Source organism: Lacipirellulaceae bacterium (assembly GCA_040218535.1).
Taxonomy (GTDB): Bacteria; Planctomycetota; Planctomycetia; order Pirellulales; family Lacipirellulaceae; genus Adhaeretor.
This window is the reverse complement of sequence record JAVJRG010000005.1, coordinates 655,692-670,439: the sequence shown is the minus strand read 5'-3', so window position 1 is coordinate 670,439 and position 14,748 is coordinate 655,692. Positions and strand designations below refer to the sequence as shown.

General features: G+C 55.9%; 11 protein-coding genes. All 11 read left to right on the top strand.

Features of this window, described 5'->3' with window-relative positions; genetic code table 11:
- Positions 1-110 precede the first annotated feature (110 nt).
- The 11 genes from RIB44_02910 to RIB44_02860 all read left to right on the top strand — a co-directional run bounded on the left by RIB44_02910 (position 111) and on the right by RIB44_02860 (position 14,659).
- The gene (locus tag RIB44_02910; protein ID MEQ8615524.1) at positions 111-1,844 is read left to right on the top strand and encodes a sugar phosphorylase; all 1,734 of its coding nucleotides are present in this window, start codon (positions 111-113) and stop codon (positions 1,842-1,844) included.
- 141 nt (positions 1,845-1,985) lie between these two features.
- Positions 1,986-3,206, top strand: coding sequence for a glycosyl transferase (locus tag RIB44_02905; protein ID MEQ8615523.1), 1,221 nt, complete (start codon positions 1,986-1,988; stop codon positions 3,204-3,206).
- Positions 3,207-3,230: 24 nt separating this feature from the next.
- Positions 3,231-4,487 (top strand): FAD-dependent oxidoreductase, encoded by a 1,257-nt coding sequence (locus tag RIB44_02900; protein MEQ8615522.1) that lies wholly within the window; start codon positions 3,231-3,233, stop codon positions 4,485-4,487.
- Positions 4,484-5,350, top strand: a complete 867-nt coding sequence (locus tag RIB44_02895; GenBank protein ID MEQ8615521.1) for a DUF1365 domain-containing protein — start codon at positions 4,484-4,486, stop codon at positions 5,348-5,350. The genes RIB44_02900 and RIB44_02895 overlap by 4 nt, the downstream gene beginning before the upstream one ends.
- Positions 5,251-6,543: a cyclopropane-fatty-acyl-phospholipid synthase family protein gene (locus RIB44_02890; protein MEQ8615520.1), complete on the top strand. Its 1,293-nt coding sequence runs from the start codon at positions 5,251-5,253 to the stop codon at positions 6,541-6,543. The genes RIB44_02895 and RIB44_02890 overlap by 100 nt, the downstream gene beginning before the upstream one ends.
- Positions 6,544-6,545: 2 nt before the next feature.
- Positions 6,546-7,322 (top strand): DUF1295 domain-containing protein, encoded by a 777-nt coding sequence (locus RIB44_02885; protein ID MEQ8615519.1) that lies wholly within the window; start codon positions 6,546-6,548, stop codon positions 7,320-7,322.
- A 150-nt stretch (positions 7,323-7,472) separates the two neighbouring features.
- A complete protein-coding gene (locus RIB44_02880) occupies positions 7,473-8,537 on the top strand; it encodes a class I SAM-dependent methyltransferase (GenBank protein ID MEQ8615518.1) in 1,065 nt (354 codons plus the stop codon).
- Between the two features lie 76 nt (positions 8,538-8,613).
- Positions 8,614-9,330 carry a hypothetical protein gene (locus tag RIB44_02875; protein MEQ8615517.1) on the top strand — a complete coding sequence of 239 codons (717 nt, stop codon included), beginning with the start codon at positions 8,614-8,616 and terminating at the stop codon, positions 9,328-9,330.
- 225 nt (positions 9,331-9,555) lie between these two features.
- The gene (locus RIB44_02870) at positions 9,556-11,259 is read left to right on the top strand and encodes a GspE/PulE family protein (protein ID MEQ8615516.1); all 1,704 of its coding nucleotides are present in this window, start codon (positions 9,556-9,558) and stop codon (positions 11,257-11,259) included.
- Between the two features lie 481 nt (positions 11,260-11,740).
- Complete coding sequence (locus tag RIB44_02865) at positions 11,741-12,841, top strand: type IV pilus twitching motility protein PilT (GenBank protein MEQ8615515.1); 1,101 nt, start codon at positions 11,741-11,743, stop codon at positions 12,839-12,841.
- Positions 12,842-12,943: 102 nt separating this feature from the next.
- Positions 12,944-14,659, top strand: a complete 1,716-nt coding sequence (locus tag RIB44_02860) for an ATPase, T2SS/T4P/T4SS family (protein ID MEQ8615514.1) — start codon at positions 12,944-12,946, stop codon at positions 14,657-14,659.
- Positions 14,660-14,748: the final 89 nt, after the last annotated feature.

The window sequence follows — 14,748 nt, the reverse complement described above, 5'->3', positions numbered from 1 at the left end:
CAGAAGTTGCTATACTGAAAAAACCACGAGGATACCTGTCGGCGGCGGCAGTGATCCCCACTTTGAGACTCCCTCCTATTTCGCCGCCCTCTTTCTGGAATGCTGCCGTGATGGAATCCACTGCCGCTGCTTTGACTTCTAACTTGCAGCCTGAGATTGTCGGGCAACTGCTTGATCGACTACAAACACTTTACGGCGAAGACGCAAGCGAAGTGTTGCCCCGCTTGGTGGGGCTTGTTGAGAAGCACTTACCTGAGACTCCGCCGGAGGTGCCTGGCTGGACGGAAGAAGACGTCGTTCTGATCACTTACGGCGATCAAGTTCAGGCCGAGGGGAAGTCTCCATTGGCAGCTTTCGATGCTTTCCTAGATGATCAGTCTTGGAACGAGCTGTTCTCGACCGTTCACTTTCTGCCTTTCTGCCCGTACTCTTCAGACGACGGTTTCTCGGTAATCGACTACCTGCAGGTCGATCCGGCTCTCGGCGATTGGGGCGACATCGAGCAAATCGGAAGTTCGTTCCAACTGATGTTTGATCTCGTGCTGAATCATTGCTCAGCAAAAAGTGAATGGTTTGCCGCCTATCTGCGACAAGAGAAGCCCTACGATCAGTTTTTTTTCGAGGCTTCCCCCGAGGACGATCTCAGCGAGGTTGTGCGTCCGCGGAGCTTGCCGCTGCTCACCGAATTTGAGACCTCAGCCGGTCCGCGTCATGTTTGGACGACCTTTAGCGCGGACCAGGTTGATTTGAACTACGCCAATCCCGACGTCCTGTTGACGATGCTCGACGTGCTTCTTGAGTATGCGAAGCGCGGGGCACAGATTATTCGACTCGACGCGGTCGCCTTCCTTTGGAAAACGATCGGCACCAACTGTATTCATCTGCCAGAGACCCACGAAGTAGTGAAGTTGATGCGCGACGTGCTGGAAATCGTCGCACCGCACGTGTGGCTGCTCACGGAGACGAATGTGCCGCACAAGGAAAACATCAGCTACTTTGGCGACGGCGACGAAGCCCACATGGTCTACCAGTTCAGCCTGCCGCCACTGCTGCTGGATGCGTTTACGCACGGCGATGCGACGTACTTCAATCGTTGGCTGACTGGGCTCGAGCCGCCGCAACCGGGGACCACCTTCTTCAACTTCACGGCCTCGCACGATGGCATCGGCGTGCGACCCCTAGAAGGCCTGGTCCCTGATGAGCGAGTCGACTCACTTGTTTCCGCAGTCAAAGAGCGAGGCGGGCGGGTCAACACCCGCCGCCGAGGCGACCGTGACGTTCCCTACGAATTGAATATCACTTACGTCGATGCACTCAAGCCCACAGAGGAGGACCCCGAACTCCAGGCACGGCGTTTTCTCGCTACCCAAGCGGTGATGCTAAGTTTGCAGGGCGTGCCCGCGACCTACTTCCACAGCCTTGTCGGTACTGAGAACTATCAGCAGGGCGTCGAGGAAAGTGGCATCGCTCGGCGGATTAACCGGCGGAAGTTTCGGTGGGACGACTTGCACGAGCAGATCGAGAACTCACCACTCTCACGAGAAATCTATGCCGGGTACCAGCAACTCCTGCGACTGCGGCGAGGCGTCGCAGCCTTTCATCCTGATGCTCCTCTGCGCGTGTTGGACCTGGAGGAACCCAGCGTCATCGCGTTTCATCGCGTCAGTCTTGATGGCGTTCAACAAGTGCTGATCCTCGTGAATTGTGGTCAGGAAACAGTTGATCTCGATCTTCGCGAACTTTGTGACGCGTCAACTTCCCACGATCTGATTGCGGGAGAAGCGGTCGAGCGGATGGACAGTTTTCTGTTGCTGCCCGGGCAAGCGGCGTGGTTGGCGCTGTGAGTGGCAAACGCTTGATGTAGCCACGTTCGCCAGAACGTGGACTCTGCCGCTATCGACTCCACCGCCTGGCAACGGTGGCTACATTCTTACCTGTTCCCTCGCAGCCTTCCAAGCCACACTTTGCTCCGTTAAGTTGGATATATGCCAGACTTTGCCCAACCGAGTGCCGTCACCACGATCCACGATCTGGGGATCGTCCACAGCGATGAGATCGAGCAGAAGCTTGTCAAAGCTTCCGAAGAGTACGGCATCGGCCTCGTCCTGCCGCTCACGGCCAGTGATATGCGAGCTGAACCGTTCGCAGAAATCGTCAAGGAACTTGCCGGTGCTGAGTTCCTGAAATCAACCGTGATCGTCCTCAATCGGGCCCCCGAAGAGTCTGACTACAAGGAGTGTGCGAAACTCGTCGAGCCACTTGGAGATCGGGCGGAAATTCTCTGGACGGATGGCCCAACGGTCGCTCCGATGATCGACGAGCTGATCGCCGAGGACTTCAATCTCAGCACCCCTGGCAAAGGCCGTGCGGTCTGGATGGCGTTTGGCTATTTGCTTGCCGACAACGATCTCAAGGCATTTGTGCTGCACGATTGCGACATTGTCAACTACGACCGGGAAATTCTCGTGCGGATGTGCCTGCCGATGGCACACCCAAGTCTCGACTTCGATTTTTGCAAGGCATACTACGCTCGCTGCACGACGAAGATGCATGGGCGTGTCGTGCGGCTGCTGATGACTCCCTTGCTCCGCGCGATCGAAACCGTACTCGGCCAGGATGAATTCATTTCGTTCCTTAGAGCATTCCGCTATCCGCTAGCCGGAGAGTTTGGCGTCACTTCGCAGCTTGCCCGTTCGAATCGCATCCCGTGCGATTGGGGCTTAGAGGTGGGGACCTTGGCGGAAGTGTTCCGCAACACGTCACCAAAACGTGTCTGCCAAGTCGATCTGGGGCGACTCTACGAACACAAGCATCAGCCGCTTTCGCTCGACGAGCCGGGAAAAGGTCTGATGAAGATGACCGGGGATATTCTGACGAGCATCTTCCGGACGCTGGCAAGCCGCGGGCGGGTGTTTTCACCTGGGCACTTCATTAGCTTACGAGCAGCCTATCTTCGGGACGCCCAAGATGCTATTCGCCAGTACCACGCTGACGCACTCATGAACTGCCTCTCTTTCGATCGTCACAGCGAAGAGCAAGCCATCGAAGGTTTCGCCGAGCAAATCACGATCGCGGGCACTGCCGTGCACGACGACCCTTCGGGTGGGGATTCCATGCCCACCTGGACGCGAGTGTTAGCCGCAAAGCCAGACTTCCCAAGACGCCTTCGCGAAGCCGCTGCCGCCGATCGCAAACGGCTGAGTTAGGTCGCGGAGCGAAGCGCAACTACTATGCGAATTGCAATCGTTGGCTCAGGGATCAGCGGCCTCGTCTGCGGTTGGCTCTTGTCACGCAAACATGACGTCACGCTATTCGAGTCGGAATCACGGATTGGTGGCCATACGAATACCGTCGACTTTGAAGCATTCGGCAAGAGTTGGTCGGCTGATACCGGCTTCATGGTTTTCAACGATCGGACTTACCCGAATTTCATCCGACTGCTGGAGCTCCTTGGAGTTCCCTCTCAGCCGAGCGACATGAGCTTTAGCGTCGTTAATGAAGATTCGGGGCTTGAGTACCAGGGAAGTTCGCTCAACGGGTTGTTTGCTCAGAGGCGGAATCTTGTGCGGCCCAGTTTCCTCAAGATGTTGCGTGAGATCCTACGATTCAACGCATTTGCTAGTAACGGTGAAAACGCAAGCGTCGCGGGGGAAACGCTCGGTGAGTTCGTACAACGCCACAGGTTCAGTGACGGGCTTGTTCAGAATTACTTGCTGCCGATGACGGCGGCGATCTGGTCGGCACCTCCTTCGCGCGTGTTGGACTTTCCTGCTGACTTTCTTTTTCGTTTCTACAAGAATCACGGGCTGCTGCAGTTGAAGGACCGTCCTCAATGGCGAACCATTCCTGGCGGAGCACGAAACTATATTGAAGCTATCACCAAAGGCTGGCAGGAGCAGATTCGACTTAACTGCCCGGTTCGCGAAGTGCGCCGCCGGGAGAATTTAGTGGCGCTCTCGGGTGACGGTTTCGAAACGGAAGAATTCGATGCCGTCGTGCTGGCTTGCCACGCTCCCAACTCGCTTGCCATGCTTAGTGAGCCCAGTCGACTAGAAACGGAAGTGCTGACGACGTTTGCTTATCAACCGAATGTGGCATTACTGCACACGGACGTGAAACAGCTCCCAAGAAAACGACGGGCCTGGGCGAGTTGGAATTACCGCGTCTATTCTGAAAGCGAAAAGCCTCCCACGGTGACTTACGACCTGAGTCGGCTGCAACGCTTGAACACACCGCAGCCCGTTTGCGTTACCTTAAATCCTTCCTTTAAAATTGACGAGCAGCACATTCTGGCAAGAATTAATTACTCGCATCCGCTCTACTCAACCGCAGCAATAGGTGCCCAACAGCGCCGTGATGAATTGCACGCTGACCGGAAAATCCTGTTCGCTGGCGCGTACTGGGGCAATGGATTCCATGAGGATGGTGTGAATAGCGCATTGGCTGTGTGCGAGCAATTTGGGCTTTCACTAGAACCAGCCGTATGAACTCTTGCTTCTATTCAGGCCACGTCGAGCACATCCGCCATTCGCCGGTGCGTCATCGATTTCGCAATCGAATCACGATGGCCTATCTCGATCTAGAGGAAGTTGAAGAACTCATCCGACGCAGTTGGCTCCTCTCATCACGAAAGTTGGCCTTGGCCTCCTTCCGTGAACAGGATCATTGCCAAGCGCTCAGAAGTAAACTGCCCACCGCCGACTGCCCACTGCCCACCCTCGTCAGAGACTACGTCGCCCGCATAACCGGCAAGCGACCGGCGGGCCCCATCCGGCTGTTGACACAACTGCGGCAAGCCGGGCTTTTTTTCAGTCCGCTGAACCTGTTCTACTGTTACGAAGGCCCAACACACCAGACACCGGCAATCCAGACAATCGTCGCCGAAGTCAGCAATACTCCCTGGAACCAGCGTCGGCTGTACGTGCTCCACGAAGGAAATCGCACGGAGGGTGAATCCGAGTTAAGCTCGGATGCGAACTTACGGTATGCACACGTTAAGGATTTCCATGTTTCTCCCTTTCGCAAGCTGGAAGAAAGTTACCACTGGAACCTCAGCCCACCCGGCGAAGAACTTCAGGTGACGATCCAAAGTGTGGGTCATGACGTGAAGCCTTTCACGGCGAGCATGACGATGCACCGCGCGGTGTGGAGCGACCGCCACCTGGCTTGGGAAGTCGTCCGAAGGCCTGTAAACTCGATTAACATTTTGGCAGCCATCCATTGGCAGGCCTTGAGACTTTGGTTGAAGCGATGCCCTTTCATCCCTCACCCCAGCAAGCAGAACTTGGAGCAAGCGAGAGCCGACGCTCCGACGATTCCACTAGATCCATCGCCGCCTGGGACCGGCTAGCCCGCCGCCTTGTCCATCAACGCTTGAAGCAACTCGATGCAGGCCCGCTGACGATCACCGATTGCCTTGGGACCGCTCACTTCAACGCGGCCGCAGAGTCAGATCCTCCTGCGGCCAAAATCGTCGTCCAAGACTTGGGCATCTACCGCAAGACCGTCAAAGCGGGCAGCCTTGGCTTTGGTGACAGTTACGTCGACGGTGACTGGTCGTCAACGGATCTCCCGGCGGTGCTGGAAACGCTGGCGAACGTCAGTGTCGAGCAATCCGTGGGGCGATCTCCTTCCCGCTTTGCGTTGTCAGCATGGCAGCGACTTCAACAACGTCTGAAACGGAACTCGATTCGTGGAAGCCGTAAGAATATCGCGTCTCACTACGACCTTAGTAATCGTCTGTTCGAGTTGTTTCTCGACCCGACGTTCACCTACTCGTGCGGCATTTTCGAGAACGAAGAAAGCACGTTGGAGGATGCATCGAATGCCAAGTACGAGCGGATATGCCGCAAGCTGGAATTGTCAGCAGACGATCGTGTGTTAGAAATCGGCTGCGGCTGGGGAGGGTTTGTCGAGTACGCCGTCAAGAACTACGGCTGCCATGTCACGGCGGTGACGATTTCGCAGGAGCAACTTCTGTACGCCAAGCAACGTATCGCAGCCGCTGAGATAGCCGATCGAGTTGACTTGCGATTCTGCGACTACCGCGACCTGACGGGCGAGTACGACAAGTTGGTCTCAATCGAAATGATCGAAGCGGTCGGCCATGACTACCTGCCAACCTTCGTCGAACAATGCGACAAACTCCTGAAGCCGGGAGGAAAGATACTGCTGCAAGGAATCACCATTCCCGCCGAACGATACGAGGGATATCGTCGCCGGATCGACTTTATTCAGAAGTACATCTTTCCTGGCGGTTGCCTCGTCTCGCTTGAAAGGCTTCGGCAAATCGTTGCTAAAAAAACTACTTTAAACGAAATCGAAGAGCAGGACTTCTCCAGCCACTACCGGCGGATGCTACTCGCTTGGCGGGAGAGGTTTTTGAATTCCCGCGAGCAGATTGCGGCTCTCAGGCCCGACGAAAAGTTCTTCCGCGCGTGGGATTACTACTTCGCCTACTGTGCTGCCGGCTTCGCCGTTGGGAAGATCGGCGTCTCGCAGATTCTTTATGAGTCTAAGCCAGCTAAAAACGGAGCGTCCTAGTTATGACTCCGTCGCTGCTATTGCTCATCGGATTTGTGGCAGCCATGTTGCTGATGACGGGCCTTTGGTTCATCCAACGGAAGACCGGCAATGCGGGAATCGTCGACGTGGCTTGGGCGGGAGCCGTGGGCGACCTTGGGGTCCTATATGCTCTGTTCGGAACAGCGCCGCGGAGTTTGCGGTGGCTTGTTGGAGGAATGATTGCCGTTTGGTCGATCCGCCTCACAAGCTATCTCTATGTTCGAGTGGTGGGCGAGCCTGAGGAAGGTCGCTACAAGCAGCTTCGCGAGGATTGGGGCGAGAATGCGAATCGCAATCTGTTGTTCTTCTACTGGTTTCAAGCGGCCGGCGCATGGGTGTTCGCATTGCCGGCGTTTGTGATTGCTCACGGAGCATGGCCGGCGCTTCCGCTTGTCGGCTTAGCCGTAAGCATGTGGATACTCGGCATCGGCGGGGTAGCACTTTCTGATTGGCAGCTCAAGAAGTTCAAGCAAGACCCCGACTCTAAGGGCAAGACCTGCCGTCGCGGGCTGTGGCGATACTCACGGCATCCCAATTACTTCTTCGAGTGGATTCATTGGTGCAGCTACATTCCGCTTTCACTAGCAAGCGGCTATTGGTGGGTAACGACCCTCGTCGCTCTCAGCCTGTTGTATCTGATACTGTTCAAAACCGGCATCCCCCCGACGGAGAAGCAGGCTCTCAAGAGTCGTGGTGAGGACTATCGCGAATACCAACGCACCACAAACGCGTTCGTTCCTTGGTTCCCGAAGGAATAGGAAACTGCCTCATACAATTTTAACCACGAATTGAACGAAAAACACGAATCTTCTTTAATCTTGAGGACACCTATTGATTAATTTGTTGTCAAACAAGATTCGTGATATTCGTCTTCTTCACGGTTAGCAATTAGCAACAGAGAAAGTTCTGTGTCATTGATCGAACTCGCGGAAAGAAAATGGCTACCCGACTGGGCAATCCGTCGCGGGATTCGTTACTTGCTCCGGAAGCGTCTTCAGAAAGAGATTCTGCGCAGCCAGAATTCTCCGTCGCGTGCTGCCGCCCTCAGAGAGATTTTTGCCAGGGGCCCCATCGCCATCGAAACCACCGCCGCGAATGAGCAGCACTACGAAGTACCCACCGAACTCTTTCAAGCGATGCTCGGCTCACGCCTGAAGTACAGTGGCTGTTATTGGAAAGATTTCGTGGGAGACCTCGCACAGGCTGAAGAGGCGATGCTGGGGCTTACTTGCCAACGTGCGAAAATCGAAGACGGGCAACGCATCCTCGACCTAGGTTGCGGCTGGGGGTCGCTTTCGCTGTGGCTTGCTGAAAAGTTTCCGCGGGCGGAGGTCATCGCCGTGTCGAATTCAACGACTCAAGGCGAATACATTCGTGAACAAGCGGCAGAACGTTCCCTGACGAATGTCACCCACCTCGTTGCAAACATGGCAGAGAGGAACCTCCAGCAAAAGCTCCGCGAGAGTGGCGTTCCGCACGAAGGCTTTGACCGAATCGTATCGATAGAAATGTTCGAACACATGCATAATGTCGAAGCTTTGCTACGGTCCCTGGCCGTGGTGCTTCAGCACGACGGCTTCCTCTTCGTGCATATCTTCACGCACAAGAACCTCTTCTACCGCTTCCAGGACGAAGGCCCTACCGATTGGATGACGCGGCACTTCTTTTCCGGCGGAGCGATGCCTCCCGCGGATCTCTTCGAGCACATCAACGATCCGTTTGAACTTGTCGAACGTCACGATGTCAATGGCGTCCATTACGCTATGACGTGCCGGGCTTGGCTGCGTAATCTCGACGATCACCGCGAAGCGTTGCTAGCACGCTTCGAACAGGACATGCCCGCCCGCGAAGCCCACATTCAATGGCAGCGCTGGCGAATGTTCGTGATGGCCTGCGAAGAGCTATTTGCTTGGAACGCGGGCGAAGCGTGGTTGGTGACGCATCATTTATTGCAGCTAAGCCGCGAGCGGTGAGTCTGGGTTGTTGTTTCTTTGCGTTCTCCGCATACTGACACCTACCAATCGACTTTCACCGCTAGCGGAGCCCATGATGAATACGCAAAACCGTTTTCTCCTAGCTACCAGTTTTTCTCTCGTGCTGGGTAGCTTTGCCATCGCACAAGACTCACTTCCCGATGCCGTGGTGACTGACCAACCGATCGAAGGACGCGCGGTTGTGGTCGACGAGTTGCAACAGAAAGCCGTCGTCGATGCCATCGTTCGGGAAATGGAGAACCAGGGTGGCTCGATCGTGCCGCCGTTGGAGCCCAGCCCCAACTTCCGACATGAAAGATTCGACATCTCCGGCAGGGAACAACGCCCGCCCCGTTCTGAAGATCGCGACACAGGTCAACGCAGGTGGGAAAAACGCGAGCAATTGGAGAAGCAGTTCCAGCAAGAAATGAATCAGGATCCACGGAGAGCTCAGCAACTTCGCGAACGATTCGAACGCGAAAGAAGGATGCGCGAGGAACTCCGCCACAGGCGAATGGAGAGAGAATCCGAAAAAGGCCCACGGCCTCCGAAGTCGCACATGCTGCGAGATGTCTCCTGGCACCTCCAAGAAACGGCCCATCGGCTCGAGGTCGAGGGCCTTTACGATGAGGCGGACGCCATTCGCGAAGCGGCCACGATGCTGCGAGAGCGTTCTCGGGCACTCGCTGAGGAAGAGAAGCAAAAACCTCACAACCCTGAGAATCGTCATCCTGATGATGGTGCTAAGCTGTTCAACCCGAGAGCTGACGCACCTCGGCTCAGGGGTAATTGAGGAAACGACTCTGAGCCGTCAGGTTGTTCTTGGGAACCGCAACAACCTGTTGCTTGATTGACAGCCCGGCTAGCGCTCATTAGCCTAAGCAAGAGGAAGTGGAGATTCTGCGCAAGTTCTGCCGTCATCCCCACTTTGGCATGCTGGCTCGGGGAACAAGATATGCACCCGGAGCATTTGGAACAGAACTTCTCGCAAGACTTTAATAGATAAAGAACCGCCTCTATGGCTGCTGACTTTGGCGACTATCTGATCAAAAAAGGCATCTTGGGCCCGGAACAGCTCAAGGAAGCTCAAACCGTTGCGACTTCGCGCAACTTGAAGCTACACGACGCGGTGCAAAATCTCGGTTACGGAAGTGGCGAGCAGTTGATGCGCGCCCTGGCCGAGTTTCACAAGTACGAATACTACGACCTGAACAACGTGCCGATTCCTCCGGCGGTGGTTGAGCTCGTGCCCGAATCGGTCGCTCGCGAGAATGCCGTCATTCCGTTCTCCGAAGACGATGGTGTGCTGATGGTACTCACCAGCGACCCGGAAGACTTTGCGACGCTCGACAAACTGAAGTTCATTCTCAACCGCGATATCAAGATCGGCCTGGGAACGCGTGAGAGCATTCTCGAAGCGATCAACCGAAATTACGGACAAGTCGACGGCGAGTCTGCGGACTCGATGCTGCAAGAGTTTACCGACACGGCGATCGACTTCACGGAAACGGAAGGCGACGACGGCGGGGATGATGACGACGTCGTTGACGAGACCTCCGCTCCGATTGTTCGCCTGACGCAGTTGATGATTAGTGAAGCGGTGCAACTTCGCGCGTCGGATATTCACGTCGAACCGTTTGAAGATCGCGTGCGGATTCGTTACCGCATTGACGGCGTGCTCGTCGAACGCGACAGCCCGCCACGCCGTTTGTTGGGCGCCCTGCTCTCCCGTATCAAAATCCTTGCGAAGATGGACATAGCCGAACGACGGCGTACACAAGACGGACGAATCAAGATTACTGCGGGCGGCAAAGAGCTCGATCTGCGCGTGAGCATGTTGCCGACCAACCACGGCCAGTCTTGCGTAATGCGGCTACTGGATAAGGACAATATTAAAGTCGGCATCCGACAACTGGGGCTTTCGGAGCAGGACTTTAAGAAGTTCCGCAACATCATCCGCCGCCCCAATGGCATCCTCTTGGTGACGGGGCCAACGGGCTCGGGCAAGACGACCACGCTTTACGCGGCGCTCAACGAATTGAATCGCCCCGACCGCAAAATCATCACTGCCGAAGACCCGGTCGAATATTACTTGCCGGGGATCAACCAAGTGGAAGTCCGCCACTCGATCGGTCTCGACTTCGCAGCGATTATTCGTTCGATGTTGCGTCAGGCGCCGAACGTCATTCTCGTGGGTGAGATGCGCGACCATGAAACCGCGTCGATGGGCATCCAGGCTTCGCTGACTGGTCACTTGGTTTTCAGTACCCTTCACACCAACGACGCGCCCGGTGCGATCACACGGATGGTGGACATGGGCGTACCGGCATACCTTGTTGCTGGTTCAGTTGTTGGTATTCTTGCCCAGCGTCTGGTACGTGTCGTTTGCAGCAAGTGCAAACAACCTCACACACCAAGCGATGCGCAACTCGAAGCCGCAGGCATCACGCCAGAGCAAGCTGCCGAGGCAACGTTCATGAAAGGGGCTGGCTGTTCTCACTGCGGCAAAGGTGGCTATCGCGGACGTCTTGGTGTTTTCGAATTCATGACGATGACCTCTAAAGTGCGCGAACTCGCCTTCGCCGGTGCCTCAACCGTAGAGATTCGCAAAGCGGCCACGGCTGAAGGGATGACGACGCTCTACGAAGACGCCATCTCCAAAGCGTTGCAGGGCATCACGACGCTTGAAGAAGTGTTCAAGGTGACCAAGCGAACCGAGTAGCTTGGAAAGCGAACACTAGCCCGCGAGCACTAGAAGTCTGTTCTTGGCTCGCGCGGAGCGCTGTCGAGAACCTAACCGTGCGAGACGTAGCTCGCGGGCTGCTCGTTCTTTCTCAAATCGGGACCTTTCGCAACTCATTCCCAATTTGAGCTTTCCTCAGAACCAATTCGGTTGCAGCGAAATAATACACCGAAATCGCACGCGCCCCTGCACAATCCAACACCCAGCCAGGCGTGGTATCTCCTTGAAATACTTGAGTTTATTGCGTTTTTCGTGCATACTGAAGAACGCTCGTTCGGTCAGTTGGGCCGTGCGACAGTCAGGTCTTTTCGCGCTCAATTCGGAACTACTGGCGCTACCGCTGGCTGACATCCACCTCTGGCAAGTTGCGTAACGCGGCCTTGCTACAAGCACGGTGCTGTTTTGGGTGTTGAGCATGTGAGAACTGACAGGCAAAGTGCCCTCGGGAAGAGAAGAAACTATGGGAACGATCCTCATCGACAAGCTGCTCTCTGCTCAAGTTAAGCAGGGGGCGAGCGATTTGCACATCACCGTTGGGCAACCCCCGGTGTTGCGCTTGCATGGTCGGATGCAGAAGCTCAAGACGAAAGTGCTTGAGCCTGCCGACACGATGGGGCTCATGAAGAGCATCACGCCTGATCGTTGCCAGCAAGAATTCCAAGAAACCGGGAGCACCGACTTCGGTTTCGCCTTTGGCGATCAGGCCCGTTTCCGTGTCTCCGTCTTCCGACAGCGTGGCAACGTGGCGATGGTGCTACGGCAGATTCCCGTCGACCTGATGAGCATGGACGACCTGAATCTCCCGCCGATCTTCAAAGACCTGATCATGCGACCCCGCGGTTTAATCCTCGTGACGGGACCGACCGGTTCGGGGAAGAGTACGTCGCTTGCGGCGATGATCGACCACGTGAACACCACCGCGGACCATCACATCATCACGATCGAAGATCCGATCGAGTTCTATCACAACCACAAAAAATCAACGGTCAACCAACGTGAAGTCGGCGTCGACGTGACTTCGTTCGCCGAAGCGATTCGACGCGCTCTGCGGCAAGACCCCGATATCATCCTCGTGGGTGAGCTGCGTGACCTGGAAACCATCGAAGCAGCGATCACCGCGGCAGAAACCGGCCACGTGGTGTTCGGCACGCTCCACACGTCCAGTGCTGCTGGCACGATCAACCGCGTGATCGACGTGTTCCCGACGAACCAGCAAGATCAGATTCGCACACAGCTTGCTACCTCGATCATTGGCATTCTCGCCCAGCAACTGCTGCCAAAAATCGGCGGTGGCCGGGTCGCCGCGTTCGAGACGCTGGTCGTCACGCCAGGTATCGGTAACCTGATTCGCGAGAACAAAGTGTTCCGCATTACCTCGGCCATCCAGACCGGAGCAAAGCACGGCATGCAACTGCTCGACGATCACCTGTTCCGCCTCTGGCGCGATGAAATCGTCACTGAGGAAGATGTGATCGCCAAGGCAAACAGCCCGGATGATGTCGCCAAGCGAATCGCCTCAGCGAAGCGCGGCGTGTTTGATGAGGATGTTGAGGATGATTGAGAACCATGTCATTCCGATCGAGCCCCGCCGACCGGGGAATAACACGATGCTTGAAGCGAATAACCCTAATCCCTAGCCCCTAATCCCTAACCCCTCACAAAAATGGCTTTACGTCGCATCGGACAGATTTTTGTTGACCTTGGCTACATCAGCGATGAGCAGCTGGAGCTGATCGTTGACGAGCAAAAGCAGCGCCCCGGGCAGATGCTCGGTCAGGTTGGCATGGACCTGGGTCTTATCAACGACGACCAGCTCGCCACCGCCTTGGCGGAGCAGATGTCGTTGAAGGTGGTCTCTGCTCACGAAGTGACCATCGAGCCAGAAGTGCTGGAGCTCGTCACCGAGCCGATGGCACAGATGTACCGCATCATCCCCACGGAGTTCGACGGCAGTACGCTGACCGTGGCGATGTGCGACCCGCAGAACCTCGACGTGCAGGACGAGCTACGCACCTTCCTCGGCTACAACATCCGTGTCGCCGTGACGACCGAGCCTTCGATGCTCTCGGCCCTGGAGCGTTACTACGGCGAGAATAACGAGAGCGTTGAGTCGATTGTTTCCGACATGGAAACCGATGAAGAGCTCGCCAAAGCTGTTGCCGAAGCCGAAGGCAACGCCAACGACCTGACCAGCGTCGAAGCCCTCGCCGACAGTGCCCCGGTGCGCAAGCTGCTTAACATGGTGCTGCTCCTGGCGATTAAGGATCACGCGAGCGACTTGCACTTCGAACCGTTCGAAGATGAGTTCCGCATCCGCATCAAAGCCGACGGCGTGCTTTATGAGATGGTCCCTCCGCCGCGTCACTTGGCGTTTGCGATTACTACCCGCATCAAGGTGATGGCCAATCTCGACATTGCCGAACGGCGCTTGCCGCAGGACGGTCGGATCGAACTAACCGTGGGTGGTCATCCGGTGGATCTCCGCGTCAGTGTTCTCCCAACGATGTTCGGCGAGAGTGTCGTCATGCGGGTGCTTGATCGCTCGGTCGTGTCGCTCGATCTGGGGAATGTCGGCATGAACGAGCAGACCATCGGGGATTTTCGTGCCGCGATTGAAAAGCCTAACGGGATCGTCTTAGTGACCGGTCCAACCGGCTCGGGGAAGACCACCACGCTCTACTCCGCACTGAGCGAATTGAATAAAGTTGAAGATAAGCTCATCACCACCGAAGACCCCGTCGAGTACGACATCGATGGCATTGTCCAGGTGCCGATCGACTCGTCCATTGGCAACACTTTTGCTCAGTGCTTGAGGGCGATCCTGCGGCAGGATCCTGACAAGATCTTGGTCGGCGAGATCCGTGATTTGGAAACCGCCGAGATTGCCGTCCAAGCGTCGCTCACCGGGCACATGGTGTTTAGCACCCTGCATACGAATGATGCGTCAGCAACAATTACCCGTTTGAAGGACATGGGCGTCCCGACGTTTTTGATCACTGCCACGGTCGAGGTCATTCTCGCCCAACGCTTGGTCCGCCGCGTGTGTGCCCAGTGCAAAGAAGAATACAACCCGTCTCAGGAAGTCCTAGCTGACCTGGAACTGACTGAGGAAGACATGAAAGGCAAGCAGTTCTACCGCGGCTCAGGCTGCGAGGTCTGCAACAACACCGGATACAAGGGCCGCGTTGGTCTGTTCGAGTTGATGGTTATGAACAACGACCTCCGCGACATGATCATGCGAAACGCCTCAACCGACGACCTCCGAGACAAGGCCCGAGAGCACGGCATGGTCACCCTCCGAGACGCTGGCATGAAGAGTGCCTTTGAAGGAACCACGACACCTGAGGAAGTGATTCGAGAAACGATTATGGAAGCGTAAGAAAGCCGTCAGCCATCAGCTGTCAGCTTTTTGTTTAATACGTCCAAGCGGTTTTCAGAGCCAACCCAACACAAGATACCAAACAGATA